This window comes from Mesorhizobium sp. IMUNJ 23033, assembly GCF_044778005.1.
GTDB classification, from domain to species: Bacteria; Pseudomonadota; Alphaproteobacteria; order Rhizobiales; family Rhizobiaceae; genus Mesorhizobium; species Mesorhizobium amorphae_A.
Window position 1 is genome coordinate 324,088 of sequence record NZ_JBJACT010000004.1, and the last position, 14,786, is coordinate 338,873.

12 protein-coding genes are annotated in these 14,786 nt (G+C 64.3%); 6 read left to right on the plus strand and 6 right to left on the minus strand.

Annotation, left to right across the window (positions count from 1 at the left end):
- Nucleotides 1-80: 80 nt before the first annotated feature.
- From ACFX5Q_RS06765 to ACFX5Q_RS06775, 3 genes are all read right to left on the minus strand, one after another.
- Complete coding sequence (locus ACFX5Q_RS06765; RefSeq protein WP_006206238.1) at nucleotides 81-1,451, minus strand: glutamine synthetase family protein; 1,371 nt, start codon at nucleotides 1,449-1,451, stop codon at nucleotides 81-83.
- 86 nt (nucleotides 1,452-1,537) lie between these two features.
- On the minus strand, nucleotides 1,538-3,094 hold the full coding sequence (locus tag ACFX5Q_RS06770; protein ID WP_404276358.1) for an amino acid permease: 1,557 nt from the start codon (nucleotides 3,092-3,094) through the stop codon (nucleotides 1,538-1,540).
- A 22-nt stretch (nucleotides 3,095-3,116) separates the two neighbouring features.
- Nucleotides 3,117-3,935 (minus strand): N-formylglutamate amidohydrolase, encoded by an 819-nt coding sequence (locus ACFX5Q_RS06775; RefSeq protein ID WP_404276360.1) that lies wholly within the window; start codon nucleotides 3,933-3,935, stop codon nucleotides 3,117-3,119.
- A 147-nt stretch (nucleotides 3,936-4,082) separates the two neighbouring features.
- On the opposite strand from ACFX5Q_RS06775, the gene ACFX5Q_RS06780 reads away from it, so the two are divergent.
- The 3 genes from ACFX5Q_RS06780 (at nucleotide 4,083) to ACFX5Q_RS06790 (ending at nucleotide 9,369) form a co-directional block, all read left to right on the plus strand.
- Entirely contained in the window at nucleotides 4,083-4,907 is an 825-nt protein-coding gene (locus ACFX5Q_RS06780) for a MurR/RpiR family transcriptional regulator (protein WP_404276362.1), read from the plus strand.
- A 170-nt stretch (nucleotides 4,908-5,077) separates the two neighbouring features.
- Nucleotides 5,078-6,241 (plus strand): efflux RND transporter periplasmic adaptor subunit, encoded by a 1,164-nt coding sequence (locus tag ACFX5Q_RS06785; protein ID WP_404276364.1) that lies wholly within the window; start codon nucleotides 5,078-5,080, stop codon nucleotides 6,239-6,241.
- Nucleotides 6,238-9,369: an efflux RND transporter permease subunit gene (locus ACFX5Q_RS06790; protein ID WP_404276366.1), complete on the plus strand. Its 3,132-nt coding sequence runs from the start codon at nucleotides 6,238-6,240 to the stop codon at nucleotides 9,367-9,369. The genes ACFX5Q_RS06785 and ACFX5Q_RS06790 overlap by 4 nt, the downstream gene beginning before the upstream one ends.
- A gap of 29 nt (nucleotides 9,370-9,398) precedes the next feature.
- Here the strand turns inward: ACFX5Q_RS06790 and ACFX5Q_RS06795 are convergent, their stop codons facing one another.
- Genes ACFX5Q_RS06795 through ACFX5Q_RS06805 form a run of 3 tightly spaced genes read right to left on the minus strand, consistent with a single transcriptional unit; the run spans nucleotide 9,399 to nucleotide 12,253 of the window.
- Nucleotides 9,399-9,863 (minus strand): hypothetical protein, encoded by a 465-nt coding sequence (locus ACFX5Q_RS06795; RefSeq protein ID WP_404276368.1) that lies wholly within the window; start codon nucleotides 9,861-9,863, stop codon nucleotides 9,399-9,401.
- Nucleotides 9,864-9,920: 57 nt separating this feature from the next.
- Nucleotides 9,921-10,958: a zinc-binding dehydrogenase gene (locus ACFX5Q_RS06800; protein WP_404276370.1), complete on the minus strand. Its 1,038-nt coding sequence runs from the start codon at nucleotides 10,956-10,958 to the stop codon at nucleotides 9,921-9,923.
- A gap of 53 nt (nucleotides 10,959-11,011) precedes the next feature.
- Nucleotides 11,012-12,253, minus strand: coding sequence for an acyl-CoA dehydrogenase family protein (locus ACFX5Q_RS06805; RefSeq protein WP_404276372.1), 1,242 nt, complete (start codon nucleotides 12,251-12,253; stop codon nucleotides 11,012-11,014).
- A 128-nt stretch (nucleotides 12,254-12,381) separates the two neighbouring features.
- On the opposite strand from ACFX5Q_RS06805, the gene ACFX5Q_RS06810 reads away from it, so the two are divergent.
- From ACFX5Q_RS06810 to ACFX5Q_RS06820, 3 genes are read left to right on the plus strand one after another with little or no spacing between them, the layout of a single operon-like run.
- A complete protein-coding gene (locus ACFX5Q_RS06810; protein WP_404276374.1) occupies nucleotides 12,382-13,197 on the plus strand; it encodes an SDR family oxidoreductase in 816 nt (271 codons plus the stop codon).
- Nucleotides 13,194-13,721, plus strand: a complete 528-nt coding sequence (locus ACFX5Q_RS06815) for a MaoC family dehydratase (protein WP_404276375.1) — start codon at nucleotides 13,194-13,196, stop codon at nucleotides 13,719-13,721. Before ACFX5Q_RS06810 ends, ACFX5Q_RS06815 begins: the two co-directional genes overlap by 4 nt.
- Complete coding sequence (locus tag ACFX5Q_RS06820) at nucleotides 13,718-14,776, plus strand: phosphotransferase family protein (protein WP_404276377.1); 1,059 nt, start codon at nucleotides 13,718-13,720, stop codon at nucleotides 14,774-14,776. The genes ACFX5Q_RS06815 and ACFX5Q_RS06820 overlap by 4 nt, the downstream gene beginning before the upstream one ends.
- Nucleotides 14,777-14,786: the final 10 nt, after the last annotated feature.

The window sequence follows — 14,786 nt, forward strand, 5'->3', positions numbered from 1 at the left end:
AAGGAAGAAGCTCCGGCGCTGACGCCGTCCGCCCATTGTTCACGGGGTTAGGGTGAGGGGCGCCGGTGTTCCCGGCAACCTTAATACCGCTCGAACCCTCTGTGCAGTTCCCAATCCGTGATCCGGCGGTCGTATTCGAACTGCTCCCACTTCGCGGTGTGGACATAGTGTTCGAGCACGTCCTCGCCGAGCGCCTGCTTCAGCATTTTCGACTTGGCCAGCGTCTCGGTGGCGTCTCGCAGTGTCTTCGGGATCTCCGGCAGGCGCGAGGCCTGGTAAGCGTCGCCGACAAACGGCTTCTGCAGCTCGAGCTTTTCGTCGATGCCGGCAAGGCCGGCCGCGATCAGCGCCGCAAAGGCGAGATACGGGTTCAAGTCGGCGCCGCCGATGCGGCATTCCATGCGGATGCCCTTGGTGCCCTCGCCGCAGAGGCGGAAGCCGGCGGTGCGGTTGTCTTCGCTCCACATGATCTTGGTCGGCGCGAAGGTGCCGGCCTGGAAGCGCTTGTAGGAATTGATGTAGGGCGCCAGGAACCAGGTGAATTCCTTGGCGTATTTAAGCTGGCCCGCCGCCCATTGCTGGCCGAGCGTCGACAGCGTCCAGTCGGCCTTCTTGTCGAAGAACAGCGGCGTCTTGCCGTCGGCGCTCCACAGCGAATTGTGGATGTGGCTGGAATTGCCGGCGAGCCCGTAATTGTACTTGGACATGAAGGAGATCGCCTTGCCTTCGGACTCGGCGATTTCCTTGGCGCCGTTCTTCAGGATGACGTGGCGGTCGGCCATCTCGAGCGCCTCGGCATAGCGCACATTGATCTCTTCCTGGCCCGGACCCCACTCGCCCTTGGAGTTCTCGATCGGGATGCCGGCCGCATCCATCTCGTTGCGAAGCCGGCGCATGACGCCTTCTTCCTTGGTGGTGATGCCGATCTGATAGTCGCCGATGTAGGGCGAGGCGGTGTCAAGGCCCTGCCAGTGCTTCTTGCGGGCGGAATCATAGGTCTCGTTGAACAGATAGAATTCGAGCTCGGAGGCGAAATAGCCGATATAGCCGCGTTCCTTCAGCCGCTTGACTTGCTTCCTCAGGATGGCGCGCGGCGAATGCGGCAGGTCGTCATGGGTGTGGTGGTCAAGCACGTCGCAGATCACCAGCGCGGTCTTTTCCAGCCATGGAATGCGCCGTAGTGTCGCCAGGTCCGGCTTCATGACGAAATCGCCATAGCCCTTCGACCAGCTTGCCGCCTTGTAGCCGGGCACCGGCTCCATATCGATGTCGGCGGCCAGCAGATAGTTGCAGCCATGCGTCTCGTCATGGGCGGAATCGACGAAATATTGCGCCAGGAAACGTTTCCCCGCGAGCCGGCCCTGCAGATCGACGATGCAGGCCAGCACCGTGTCAATCTCGCCGCTGGAGACCGCCTTCTTCAACTGATCGAACGAGAAATTTCCGGCCATTCTTGTGGCACTCCAGCGCTTGTCGATTGAGAGGGGTGAACGAAACCATGGCCGGCGCGATGCCGGCCATGATTGAGATGACGACGTTAGTGGCCGGTCTCGCCGACCGCCTGTTCGGCTGCCTTGATCGCCGCCTGGCGCGCCGCGATGATGTCGCCGAGCGGCGGCCCCTGGAAGCGGTTGCGCTCGAAGGCAAACCACACGATCGCCGTCAGGATGAAGAAGCTGACGGTGATATAGAGCGCCCAGTTGTTCGGCGGCTGGATGCCGATGACGAAGATCAGGATCATCGACAGGATCGAGAGCACGGCAAACAGCATGAAGATGCCGCGTCCCATGTTCCAAGGTCCCATCTTGTCCCACTTCGGCGTGCCCCAGGCCATCATGCCGAGCACGATCGGCACGGTGAAGGACAGGAACAGGAAGATGACGGTGCAGGACACGACGATGGTGTAGGCCGAGGTGCCGGCGACCGAAACCACCGACGAACCCCAGACGAAAAGCACCGACAGGATCGATGCAGTCCAGATCGCCGCCACCGGCGTGCGGTAGGTCGGGCTGACCTTGGCCAGCGCCGCTGAGCCCGGCAGGCCGCCGTCACGCGAGAAGGCGAAGATCATGCGCGAAGCCGAGGTGACGGTTGCCAGGCCGCAAAGCAGCTGAGCGATGAACACGACGAGGTAGACGAACTCCTTGATGCCGGGGCTGACGCGCTGGTCGAAGGCCCAGAAGAACACGTTCCAGCCCTGCTTGGCGGCGTCGTCCATGTTCGGGATCATCAGGATGAAGGCTGCCAGGAACAGGTAGCCGAAGACCGCCGACCAGATCACCGACATGACCATCGCGCGCGGCACCGAGGAGGCTGCCTTGATGGTTTCCTCCGACGTGTGCGCCGAGGCGTCGTAGCCGGTGATCGTGTAGATCGGCAACAGCAGGCCGAGCGCGAACACCCAGGCATTGGACACGGACGGCCAGACGCCGGCGCCGGCGTCGCCCGAGTAGTTGTGGAAGGTGAACAGGCGGCTGAAATCCCAGGTCTCGGCGGCAGCAAGGCAGACGATCGCGATCAGGATCGAGCCGAAGAAGATCAGGTAACCCGAGAAGTCGGTGAGCTTGGCCGTCAGCTTGATGCCGAGATGGTTGATCAGCGCCTGGGCGCCGGTGATGATGACCAGGAAGATCATCTGGTTGGTCAGCGTGCCCTCGATGCCGAGCGTCGGACCGAAGGCGCCCAGGAAGAACGTCCAGGTGCCGACATTGATGGCGCCGAGCACGGTAATCAGTCCGAGCAGGTTGAGCCAGGCCGTCACCCAGCCGGTGCCGCGATTGCCCAGGATCGAACCCCAGTGATACAGACCGCCGGCGGTCGGATAGGCCGAGCTGATCTGCGACATGGCGACCGCGAAGGTCAGCGAGACGAAGCAGCCGACCAGCCAGCCGATGCCGATGCCGATGCCACCGGCGCCGGAGGTTGCCTGCGCCAGCGAATTGATGCCGCCCGACAGGATGCAGATGATCGAAAAGGAAACCGCGAAGTTCGAAAAGCGGCTGAGCCGCCGCTCCAGTTCCTGGGCGTAGCCCATGCTGTGGAGGTGTTTTACGTCCTCCGCCTTATCAACTTCGGTATAACCCGGTGCTGCCATTTGAAGTCCCCTTTTTAAGTTCTTAGCTGGCCGATTGAACTGACTTTCCCACTGCACGCTGTCGGGAGCCCTTGGCCTCCTCGGGCTCCAGATCCGAAAAAATACCCGTGAGCAGATCCGCCCATTTCCGCTGCCCGGTCTCGCCGGAGATTTCATCATTGCGGATTTCGATCATCGCGCAGGCAAGGCCGCGCGAACGCGCGTGGCGTTCCAGCGTGAAATAGACGCGGTCGGCCGGCGAATAGGGTTCGTTGACGCCGACCGTGACGCCGGTCAGCCGCTGCAGCGCTGATATCAGCGGCGCCGCCAGCCGGCGGTCCTCGTCATGGATGATGCCGATATGCCAAGGCCGGCTCTTGCCCTTGTAGACGGGCGTGAAGGAATGCACCGATACCAGCCGCGTCTCCTGCCCGCGCGCCAGCCTTTTGTCGACGATCTCTGCGATCGTGTCATGGAAGGGCCGCCACGACAAAGCGACACGCTCCGCGCGCTGCTTGCCCGACAGGCCGGCATTGCCGGGGATGATCGTGGTCTCGCTGACCGGCGGCACAAGGTCCGGTGCGTCGAGCGGACGGTTGCAGTCGATGACGAGGCGCGAGATGCCGGTCTCGACCAGCGTAGAGTCGAGCGCCTCGGCCATGCGCCGGGCGACCGGCAGCGCGCCGGGATCCCAGGCTATGTGGCGCGAAAGGTCCTCGGCCGGCAGGCCGAGCGTGCCGAATTCGGCGGGCAGGAAATTGGAAGCGTGGTCGCAGGTGAATACGAACGGGCTCGATCCGCCGGGGTTGGTAACCCTTACGGTTTCAGGCGATGCAAGGCTGGCGGGCCGTGCTGTCTCCATAGTCTGCCGTCCCCGGGGGAGCGCTGTATCGTATGTTACGTATTTTGTCTCATTGCGTCCCTATGGATGATTTCATACAGTTTGACCGGCTTTGTCAAACGCGATTTCAAGAACGCGGCGCCCGACATGCCGTGAGCGGGGGAAAACATGATTTCCAGCATTGCCGAACTGATCTCGGACCGCATCGGCGCGATGCCGGCAAGCGAGCGGCGCGCCGCACAAACGCTGATCGCCAACTATCCGCTGATCGGCCTGAAGACGGTCGCCGAGTTCTCTACAGCGGCAGGCGTGTCCTCGCCGACGATCCTGCGTTTCGTCGCGCGGCTGGGTTTTCAGAACTATCCCGAATTCCAGTCGGCACTGCAGGACGAACTGGCGGCGCAATTGCAGTCGCCGGCAACGCGGACGCTCAACCCGGCCTCATCGGGCGGCGCGGTGTCGCCGATGCTGGAGGCGACCCTCGACAATATGCGCGAGACATTCAGGCATCTGTCCGAAAGGCAGCTTGCCGACATTGCCGCGACACTTGCTCATCGCCGCGGCAAGACCTTCCTGATCGGCGGCCGCTTCACCGATCCGCTGGCGCGATACATGGCCGCCCACCTCGCCATCGTCCAGCCCGACGTCTACCACCTCGCCGGCCAGGAAGGCATCTGGCGCGACCGGCTGATCGACATGGGCAAGCGCGACGTGCTGGTGATCTTCGACATCCGGCGCTACCAGGACAGCCTGGTGCGCTTCGCCGAAACGGCGCATCAGCGCGGCGTGCACATCGTGCTGTTCACCGACCAGTGGCTGTCGCCGATCGCCCGCTTTGCGCGCCATGTCATTGCCGGCCGCACCGCCGTGCCCTCGGCCTGGGATTCCTCGGCGGCGCTTTTCGTCGTCGCCGAAACGCTGATCGGCGCGGTGACGAGACAGCTCGAGACCGACGGCGCCAAGCGCATCCGCGAGCTGGAAAGCCTGCGTTGACAGTCCAGAATTTCTGTCGCGAGCCCGCCAAACGTTACGCAGATTTAATGTGCATGGCAGCGGCAGAATTGCCATAAAGCCATGATATTTTCGTCGCTTCGCACAAACCGGGTGCGTTGCTGCGTTTTATGCTTGGGGAAACCGGTAGACGTTTGCCAACCGGAGTGCCGATGGCCGCCTGGAAACAGATCGTTTTTGCGCTTGTGGTCCTGGTGGCCGCGGCTGCCGCCTGGGTTCGCTTCTTTCCGGGCGCGCCGGAGGTGCTGGCGCGCTGGGGTATCGACTGGGCTTATGCCGCGGCGCCCAATGTGACGACAGGTGCGGTCGACACGACAAGGCAGGCAACCGGTGGCAACGGCGCCGGCCAGCGCGCCACCGTCATCGCGTTGCCGGCTGGCACAGCCACCATCAACGACCGTCTGCAGGCGATCGGCACCGGCCGCGCCAACGCTTCGGTGGCGGTCAATCCCTACAGTTCCGGTCGCCTCACCGGATTTCTGGTCGAATCCGGCACCCGTGTCGAAAAGGGGCAAATCATCGCTACCCTCGATTCCGAGACCGAGGTGATCGCGCAGGATCGTGCCAAGCTCGTTTTACAGGACTCGCAGAACAAGCTCGACCGGGTGAAATCGCTGCAGGCTTCCAACGCCGCGACACCGGTCGCCGTCGCCGATGCCGAAGTGGTGCTGGCGGTCGCCAAACTGGTACTTCGCGATGCCGAACTCGCCCTGCAGCGCCGCTCGATCGCCGCGCCGATCGCCGGCACCGTCGGCATCCTGCCGATCGCCGCCGGCAACTATGTGACCAACGAGTCGGCCATCGCCACGCTGGACGACCGCTCCTCGATACTGGTCGACTTCCTCGTGCCGGAGCGCTTCGCCGCCGCCGTCAAGGTCGGCGCACAACTGTCGGCGACGCCGATCGCCAACCCGGCACAGGCCTATACCGGAACGATTTCGGCCATCGACAACCACATCGACGAGAACAGCCGCACGCTGCTGGTCAAGGCAACGATCGCCAATCCGGCGGATTCGTTGCGTGCCGGCATGTCGTTCCAGATCAGCATGAAGTTTCCCGGCGACTCCTATCCGGCCGTCAGCCCGCTGGCGATCCAGTGGGGCTCTGATGGCGCCTATGTCTGGGCAGTGCAGGACGGCAAGACGAAACGCGTCGCCGTACGCATCATCCAGCGCAACACCGAGACGGTGCTGATCGATGCCCCGATCGTCAGCGGCGACATGGTGGTGACCGAGGGCACCCAGAGCGTCAGCGAAGGCGGCGAGGTCCGCATCGCCGGCGAGGAGCAGCGCGCCGCCGACGCTGACGGCTCATGACCGGCACCGCCAACGCCGCCAGCGAAACCGGCTCCACTGCGCTGTTCATCCGCAGGCCTGTCATGGCCCTGGTGCTGAACACGCTGATCGCTGTCGCCGGCCTTGCCGCCTTCTACGGCGTCGAGATCCGCGAACTGCCGGATGTCGACCGCCCTGTCATCACCGTCAGCACGGTCTTCGAGGGTGCGGCCGCCGAAACCGTCGACCGCGAACTGACCGATACGATCGAAGGCGCGGTCGCCCGCGTCTCCGGCGTCAAGTCGATCTCGTCGACCTCCTCCTTCGGCTCGAGCCGCGTCACCATCGAGTTCAACGACGGCGTCGACCTCAATGTCGCCGCCTCCGACGTACGCGACGCCGTCGGCCGTGTCGCCAACCAGATGCCGGACACCGCCGATCCGCCGCGCATCGTCAAGGCCGACGCCAATTCCGAACCGGTGATGCGGCTGGCCGTCACCTCCGACACCATGTCGGTGCAGGACATGACGGTGATCGTCCAGGACCAGATCGAGGACGAGCTTGCCGCGGTGCCGGGCGTCGCCGATGTCCAGGTTTCCGGCGACCGCGACAAGATCTTCCGCATCGACGTCGACCAGAACAAGCTGGCCAGCCACGGCTTCACCGTCGCCGATCTTAGAACAGCATTGGCCTCGGTCGCCTTCGATTCGCCGGCCGGCTCGATCACCACCACCAACCAGGACCTGATCGTGCGCACGACGGCGGACGTGACCACGCCCGACGAGTTCGAGAACATCATCATCGGCGGCAAGACGCGCATCCGCGACGTCGCCACCGTCACGCTCGGCCCCGACATCGGCCAGACCACCTTGCGTTCGGACGGCAAGACCGGCATCGGCCTCGGCATCATCCGCCAGGCGGAATCGAACACGCTGGACATCTCGACCGGCGTCAGGGCCGCGGTCGCCAAGCTGCAGGAGAACCTGCCTCAGGGCATGGCGATCAAGGTTACCAGCGACGACGCCGTCTTCGTCAACGGCGCCGTGCATGAGGTCGAGATCGCGCTGGCCCTGTCGGTCTCGATCGTGTTGATCGTCATCTACGCCTTCCTGCTCGACTGGCGCGCGACGCTCATTCCGGGTCTGTCGATGCCGGTCGCCATGATCGGCACCATCGCCGCGATCTATCTCGCCGGCTTCTCGGTCAACATCCTGACCTTGCTCGCTCTGGTGCTGGCCACCGGCCTTGTCGTCGACGACGCCATCGTCGTGCTCGAAAACATCGTGCGCCGGCGCAATGAAGGCATGGGCCCGCGCGCCGCCGCCGTGCTCGGCGCGCAGGAGGTGTTCTTCGCCGTCATCGCCACCACGCTGACGCTGGTCGCCGTCTTCGTGCCGATCTCCTTCCTGCCCGGCCAGACCGGCGGCCTGTTCCGCGAATTCGGCTTCGTGCTCGCCATGTCGGTGCTCTTGTCCTGCGTGGTGGCGCTGACACTCTGCCCGATGCTCGCCTCGCGCATGCTGTCCAGCGCAGCGCTCCACCATGAGGGCGGCAACGGCATCGGCGCCCGCATCGGAGGCGCGCTGAACACGACCTACCGGCGCTGCCTGCATGCCTGCCTCGGCGCGCCGTGGATCGTCGTCCTGGTGGCGCTGTTGTTTGCCGGCACCGCCTTCAGCCTGTTCGGCACCATCCGCCAGGAGCTGACACCGAGCGAGGACCGCGCCGTCGTGCTGTTGCGTATCAGCGCGCCGCAAGGCGTCAGCCTCGATTACACGACGCAGCAGATGCAGAAGATCGAGAAACTGATCCAGCCGCTGCGCGATTCCGGCGAGATCCGCAGCACCTTCGAGAATGCCGGCCAGAACGGTGCCTACAACAACGGCTTCATGGTGATGACGCTGGCGCCGTGGAACGAGCGCACGCGCAGCCAGCGAGAGATCATGGCCGAGATCAGCCAGCTGACCCGGCAGGTGCCGAGCGTGCGCGTCTTCCCGGTGCAGCCCAACAGCCTGGGCATCCGCGGCGCCGGCAACGGCCTGCAGTTCGCGCTGGTCGGCAATGACCGCAAGGCGCTCGGCGAGGCGGCGGTCAAGGTCATCGACGAAATGCGCAAGGACCCGGGCTTCCAGTCGCCACGGCTCTCCGTCGACCCGACGCAGCCGCAGCTTGCGGTCGCCATCGACCGCGAGCGCGCCTCCGATCTCGGCATCGACATCACCGGGCTTGCCAACACCATGCAGGCAATGCTCGACGGCAATGATGTCGTCGACGTCTACATTGCCGACCGCAGCTATGGCGTGAAGCTGGTCTCGACGACCAATCCGATCAACGACCCGACCGATCTGGAGAACATCTTCCTGAAGACGGCAGACGGCCGCTTCGTGCCGATGTCGACCATCGCCACGCTGACCGAACGCGCCGTGCCGCCGTCGCTGACGCGCGAGCAGCAGCAGCCGTCGGTGGCGATCACCTCGAACCTCGGCGGCAATTTCGCGCTCGGCGACGCGCTGAGCCGCGCCGAGCAGATCGCTACGCCGCTGCTGCCGCCGGGCAGCCGCATCCTGCCGCTGGCGGAAGCCGCGACGCTGGGCGAAACCAACAACGCCATGATCACCATCTTCGGCTTCGCGCTGGTCATCATCCTGCTGGTGCTGGCCGCCCAGTTCGAAAGCTTCGTCAGCGCCATCATCATCATGGCGACGGTGCCGCTTGGCCTTGCCTGCGCCATCTTCGCGCTTCTGCTCTCAGGCACCAGCCTCAACGCCTACAGCCAGATCGGCCTGGTGCTGCTGGTCGGTGTCATGGCCAAGAACGGCATCCTGATCGTCGAGTTCGCAAACCAGCTGCGCGACCGCGGCTTCGGTGTGCGCGAGGCAATCGAGCAGGCCTCGATCATCCGCCTGCGGCCGGTGATGATGACGATGATCTGCACCGTGCTCGGCGGCGTGCCGCTGGTGCTGGCCGTCGGCGCCGGTGCGGAGGCGCGCATCGCGCTCGGCTGGGTGATCGTCGGCGGGCTCGGCCTCGCCACCGTCTCGACCCTGTTCCTGACCCCGGTCGCCTATCTCCTGCTCGGTCGCTTCGTGACGCCGAAGACGCACGAGGAAGCGCGGCTGAAGCGCGAGTTGGAAGAAGCCGCCTACACCAATGTCGAGCCGGCGGAGTAGTCATCTCTGTTTGCTGAGATTGTGCGGGGTTACTGGCCTGTGAAATCCGGCAGCAGAATATATGGATTCCTCTGATCGTAGGGATAGCTCGGTTCACCCTTGCCAGTTGAAACGGCACCCGCGATCAACACTCCTTTAGGTCCGAACATATAGTCGATACCGGCACACAGGTGAGCGAGATCCTCGTAGGCGAAACTGCGCAGCGCACTGCCACCTGCGAATGCGGCTGCCTTGAGTTGCTCAGGCGTAAGCGGGCCAATTATCCTGTCGCGATAGGCTTTGACCTTGGCTTTCTTGAGCCTGGACGACTGACATGAGGCGCCGATAACCCGCGCCAGCATTATGCTTCTGACTGCGGTCCCGGCGGGATCATCCAGAGGGGTTGAATATTTCTTGAGGAAATAATTTGTACTCGGATCGTTGGTCATCGACTTGCGCCAAGCCGGCGGGAACTTGTCTGCAGCCTCGGCGATAACGGCACTTGTCATCGACACCAGGACGATTCCTACAAACCACTTTACCCGCATGCACCTAACCCGAGCTGTTCTGATTTAGGGCCGAATAAACACCTTCCCGTTCGGCTTGGCCAGCTCCGCCGGAATCTTCGCCATCGCCTCGGCCAATGGCACCACCGCCGTCACATCCGTCGACCAGCGCCCGTCGGAAAAGCGCTTCTGTGCCTCCAGGATCGCCGGGCCGCGCTTGTCGCGGAACTGGCGCATCCATTCGCTCAGCCAGAAGCCTTCGATATGCTTGTGCTGGAAGATCAACTGGCCGGGCTCGCGAATGACCGTCGCCTCGCCATCTAGCCGCCCGTAGATGATCCAGCGCGAACGCTTCGGCATGGCGTCGAAGATGGTCGAGGCTAGTGGCCCGGTCACCGCATCGAGGAAGATGCGCGGCTGCTCGGCCTTGATCACCTCGCGCAGCGCAGCCTTGAAATCCGCCGCATTCTCGTTGAGGACATGGGCCGCGCCGATCTCTTTCAACAGCGGGATCTGTTCGTTGCGGCGCACGGTGACGATCGGTCTGTATCCCTCCTCCTTGGCAAGCCCTGCGATCAGCTTGCAGAGCTGGGAGGCGCCGGCGGTCATGATGAAGGCCTTTTCGCCTTCCTGCTTGACGATATCGAACATGGCGAGCGCGGTGAGCGGGTTGACGATCATCGCCGCACCATCCTCGTCGCGCACCGTGTCGAGCAGCGGAATGCAGACGATCGCCTCGGCGACGGCATATTCCGCCCAGGAGCCCCAGTTGGTGACGCCAGTGGCGAAGGCAACGCGCTTGCCGACCAGACTCTTGGGATAGGGCTCGTCACCGCCGGCGACGACGATGCCGACCCCTTCGAAGCCAGCCGGCTGGCCCTTGGCGCGCGGCTGGCCGTACTGGCCCTTGATGAAAGCGACGTCGGACGGGTTGATCGAGGCGAGGCTGACCTTGATCAGCACCTGCGTCGATCCGGGCGCCGGCACGGCGATCTCGCCAGGCTCGAGATAAGGCTCCATCGCTTCCAGCGCGAAGCCGGAAGGCGTCCTGGTGTAGCCGTCGCCGACAAGCAGCAGCGCCTTCATCTCGGACGGAATGGCCATCGGGAACTCCTTGCTTGCCGGCGGATTTCAGTGGTGGTTGGCCAAGCCGCTGCTCAGACCTTTTCCTGCGTGTACTTCTTCAATTCGGTCCGCGCCACCTGCCGGCGATGCACGGCGTCCGGCCCGTCGGCCAGGCGCAGCGTCCTGAGATGCGTCCATGAGCGCGCCAGCGGCGTGTCCTGGCTGATGCCTTGCGCACCGAACATCTGCACCGCCTCGTCGGTGACCTTGAGCGCGACACGGGGTGCTACCACCTTGATCTGGCTGATCCAGGGAGCGGCGGCGCGCGCATCGCCCTGGTCGATCATCCACGCCGCCTTGAGGCAGAGTAGCCTGGCCATCTCGATCTCCATCCGGCATTCGGCGATGATGTCGAAATTGGCGCCGAGCTTGGCCAGAGGCTGGCCGAAGGCCTCGCGCCGCACCGAGCGCTGGCACAGCATCTCCAGCGCCATCTCGGCCTGGCCGATGGCACGCATGCAGTGGTGAATGCGGCCAGGCCCCAGCCGCCCCTGTGCGATCTCAAAGCCCCTGCCCTCGCCGAGGATCAGATTCGATGCCGGTACGCGCACGTTGTCGAACCTGAGATGCATGTGGCCGTGCGGCGCATCATCGTCGCCATAGACCTGCATGGGCCGCACCTTGGTCACGCCTTTCGCCTCCGACGGCACCAGGATCATTGAATGCCGGCGGTGCTGCGGCTCGTCATCGCCGCCGGTCCTGACCATGACGATATAGATGGCGCAGCGCGGATCGCCGGCGCCCGATGCCCACCACTTCTCGCCGTTCAGCACATAGTCGCCGCCCTGCCGCGCGCAGCGCATCGATATGTTGGTGGCGTCCGAGGACGCGACATCCGGCTCGGTCATCAGATAGGCCGAGCGGATCTTGCCGTCGAGCAGCGGCTCCAGCCACTGCTGCTTGTGCTCGGCCGAGCCGTAGCGCTCCAGCACCTCCATATTGCCGGTGTCGGGCGCCGAGCAGTTGAAGGTCTCGGCGCCGAGATGCGCCTTGCCCATTTCTTCGGCGAGATAGGCATATTCGACCGTGGAAAGCCCGTAGCCGCGCTCGGAACCGGTCAGCCAGAAATTCCACAGGCCGCGCTCCTTTGCGGTCTTCTTCAGCCTTTCGAGGATTTCGGTCTGGCGGTCAGTGTAGACCCAGCGGTCGCCCCCCTTGCCGATCTCGGCCAAAAATTCCTCGCCGAGCGGCATGATCTCATCGCGCACCATCGCCGCGACGCGCGCGTGGATCGGCTTCAGCCGCTCGGTCATGCCCAGATTCATGTCCGCCATCGATCTCCGACCCTCCAACGCGCATCCAGGCCCTTTACCCGTGGCAAGGATGACCGTACTTCGGGTAGCCTTGTCAACGCGAGCCCTTTCGCCCGGCCGCGAGACAGGGGCAAGGCGGAGGAAATGCGATGAGCTATCTGGATGAGCTGTTTTCGGTCGCCGGCAAGACCGCGCTGGTCACCGGCGCCGCGACCGGCATCGGCCGCATGGCGGCAACCGCCCTGGTCAAGGCCGGCGCCAGCGTCATGATCGCCTCGCGCAAGGGCGAGGATTGCGTCAAGGTCGCCGCCGAACTGAACGGTCTCGGCGCATCGGGCCGCGCGGAGGGCTTTGCCGGCGATGTCTCCAGCGAAGCAGGCATTGCGGCTCTGGTCGCCGAGGTGAAGTTGCGCGCGGAAAAACTGCACATCCTGGTCAACAATGCCGGCGTCTCCTGGGGCGCGCCGCTGGAAAGTTTTCCTTATTCGGCCTGGGCCAAGGTGCTCGGCGTCAACGTCACCGCCGTCTTCCACCTGACGCGCGAACTGCTGCCGCTGCTCGACGCCGCGGCCAGCGACGACGATCCGGCAAGGGTGATCAATCTGGGTTCGGTGATGGGCACCCAGCCGCTGGCCGACGACGCCTATTCCTACACCGCCTCAAAAGCCGCCGTTCACCATCTGACGCGCACGCTGGCGATCGAGCTCGCCGGTCGCCGCATCACCGTCAATGCCTTTGCCCCAGGCCCGTTCCAGAGCCGGATGACCGCTTTCGCCACTGGAACCGAGGGACAGGCGAAACATGTCGGCAACCATGTTCCGATCGGTCGTATCGGCACCCCGGATGACATTGCTGGCGCAACCCTTTATTTGTGCAGCCGTGCCGGCAGCTATGTTACCGGTGCCATCCTGCCGATCGACGGCGGGCAGTCGGTGCAGCATGGGCTGAAACTGTTCAAGGAATGACATGTCGGCCGGAGAAGCTGGCGGGCGAAGTGGAGGACATCAGCGTGGAACCGATCAGTCTCGATGTGCTTCTGGCCAGCGTCGGCAAGGAAGTCGGCGTGTCACCGTGGCGCATCGTTACGCAGCGCATGATCGACCTGTTCGCCGACGCCACCGACGACCATCAGTTCATCCATTGCGACCCCGAGCGCGCCGAGCGCGAGACGCCGTTCGGCGGCACCATCGCGCACGGCTTCCTGTCGCTGTCGCTGCTTTCGGCGATGACCTTCGAGACCATGCCGCCGCTCGAAAACAGCAAGATGGGCGTCAACCACGGTTTCGATTCGCTACGCTTCCTGGCGCCGGTGAAGACCGGCGCGCGCATCCGCACCCGTTTCGTGCTGGCCGACGTCAAGGTCCGGCCGTCGGGCTGGGTGCAGACAGCGCATGACGTGACCATCGAGATCGAGGGCTCGAAGAAGCCGGCGCTGACCGCGCGCTGGCTGACCCTGACGCTGATCGAGCGCCAGCCAGAGACGGCATGAGCGGCGACGCCAACGCGCACGACAAGTCGGCGCTTGCACTCGATCAGGCAGCGCTTGCGCCTTATCTCGAAGCGCATATTCCGGGCTTCGCCGGGTTGGGCGCGATCGAAAAGTTCAAATCCGGACAATCGAACCCGACTTATCTTTTGACGGCGGCAAGCGGCCGCTATGTGCTGCGCGCCAAGCCCCCCGGCCAATTGCTGAAATCCGCGCATCAGGTCGACCGCGAATTCCGGGTGATGAGGGCGCTTGCCGGAACAGCCGTGCCGGTGCCCGCCATGCTGCATCTGTCCGGCGAGGACTCCCCGATCGGCCGCATGTTCTATGTCATGGAGTTCCTGGACGGCCGCATCTTCTGGGATCCGTCCTTGCCGGAAGCCTCTGGCAACGAGGAGCGCGCGGCGATCTACGACGCCATGAACGCGACACTTGCCGCACTGCACGGCGTCGATGTCGAAGCGGCCGGGCTCGGCGACTTCGGCAAACCCGGCAATTATTTCGAACGCCAATTCGCCCGCTGGACGAGCCAGTATCGCGCCTCCGAAACCGGCACGGTCGCCGACATGGACCGGCTGATTGCCTGGCTCGAGACGCATATGCCGGCTGATGACGGCCGTGTCTCGCTGGTGCATGGCGACTATCGGCTGGACAACATGATCTTCGCAGCCGGCGAGCCCAAGGTTCTGGCGGTGCTTGACTGGGAGCTGTCTACGCTCGGCCACCCCTTCGCCGACCTCGCCTATCAGTGCATGCAGTGGCGGCTGGCGCTCGCCTCGGGCTTTCGCGGCCTCGGCGGCATCGACCGCGCGACGCTCGGCCTGCCGTCCGAAGAGGCCTATGTCGACGCCTATTGCCGGCGGCGCGGGCTCGCCGGCATCGGCAACTGGAGCTTCTTCCTTGCTTTTTCCTTTTTCCGGTTGGCGGCAATCTGCCAGGGCGTCTACCGGCGCGCGCTGGACGGCAACGCCTCCAATCCGGAAAAGGCGAGAACCTATGGCGAAGCGGTCAAGCTGCTGGCCGGCCTGGCGGTGGGATTGATCGACAAGAATACTTGAAAATTGGGAG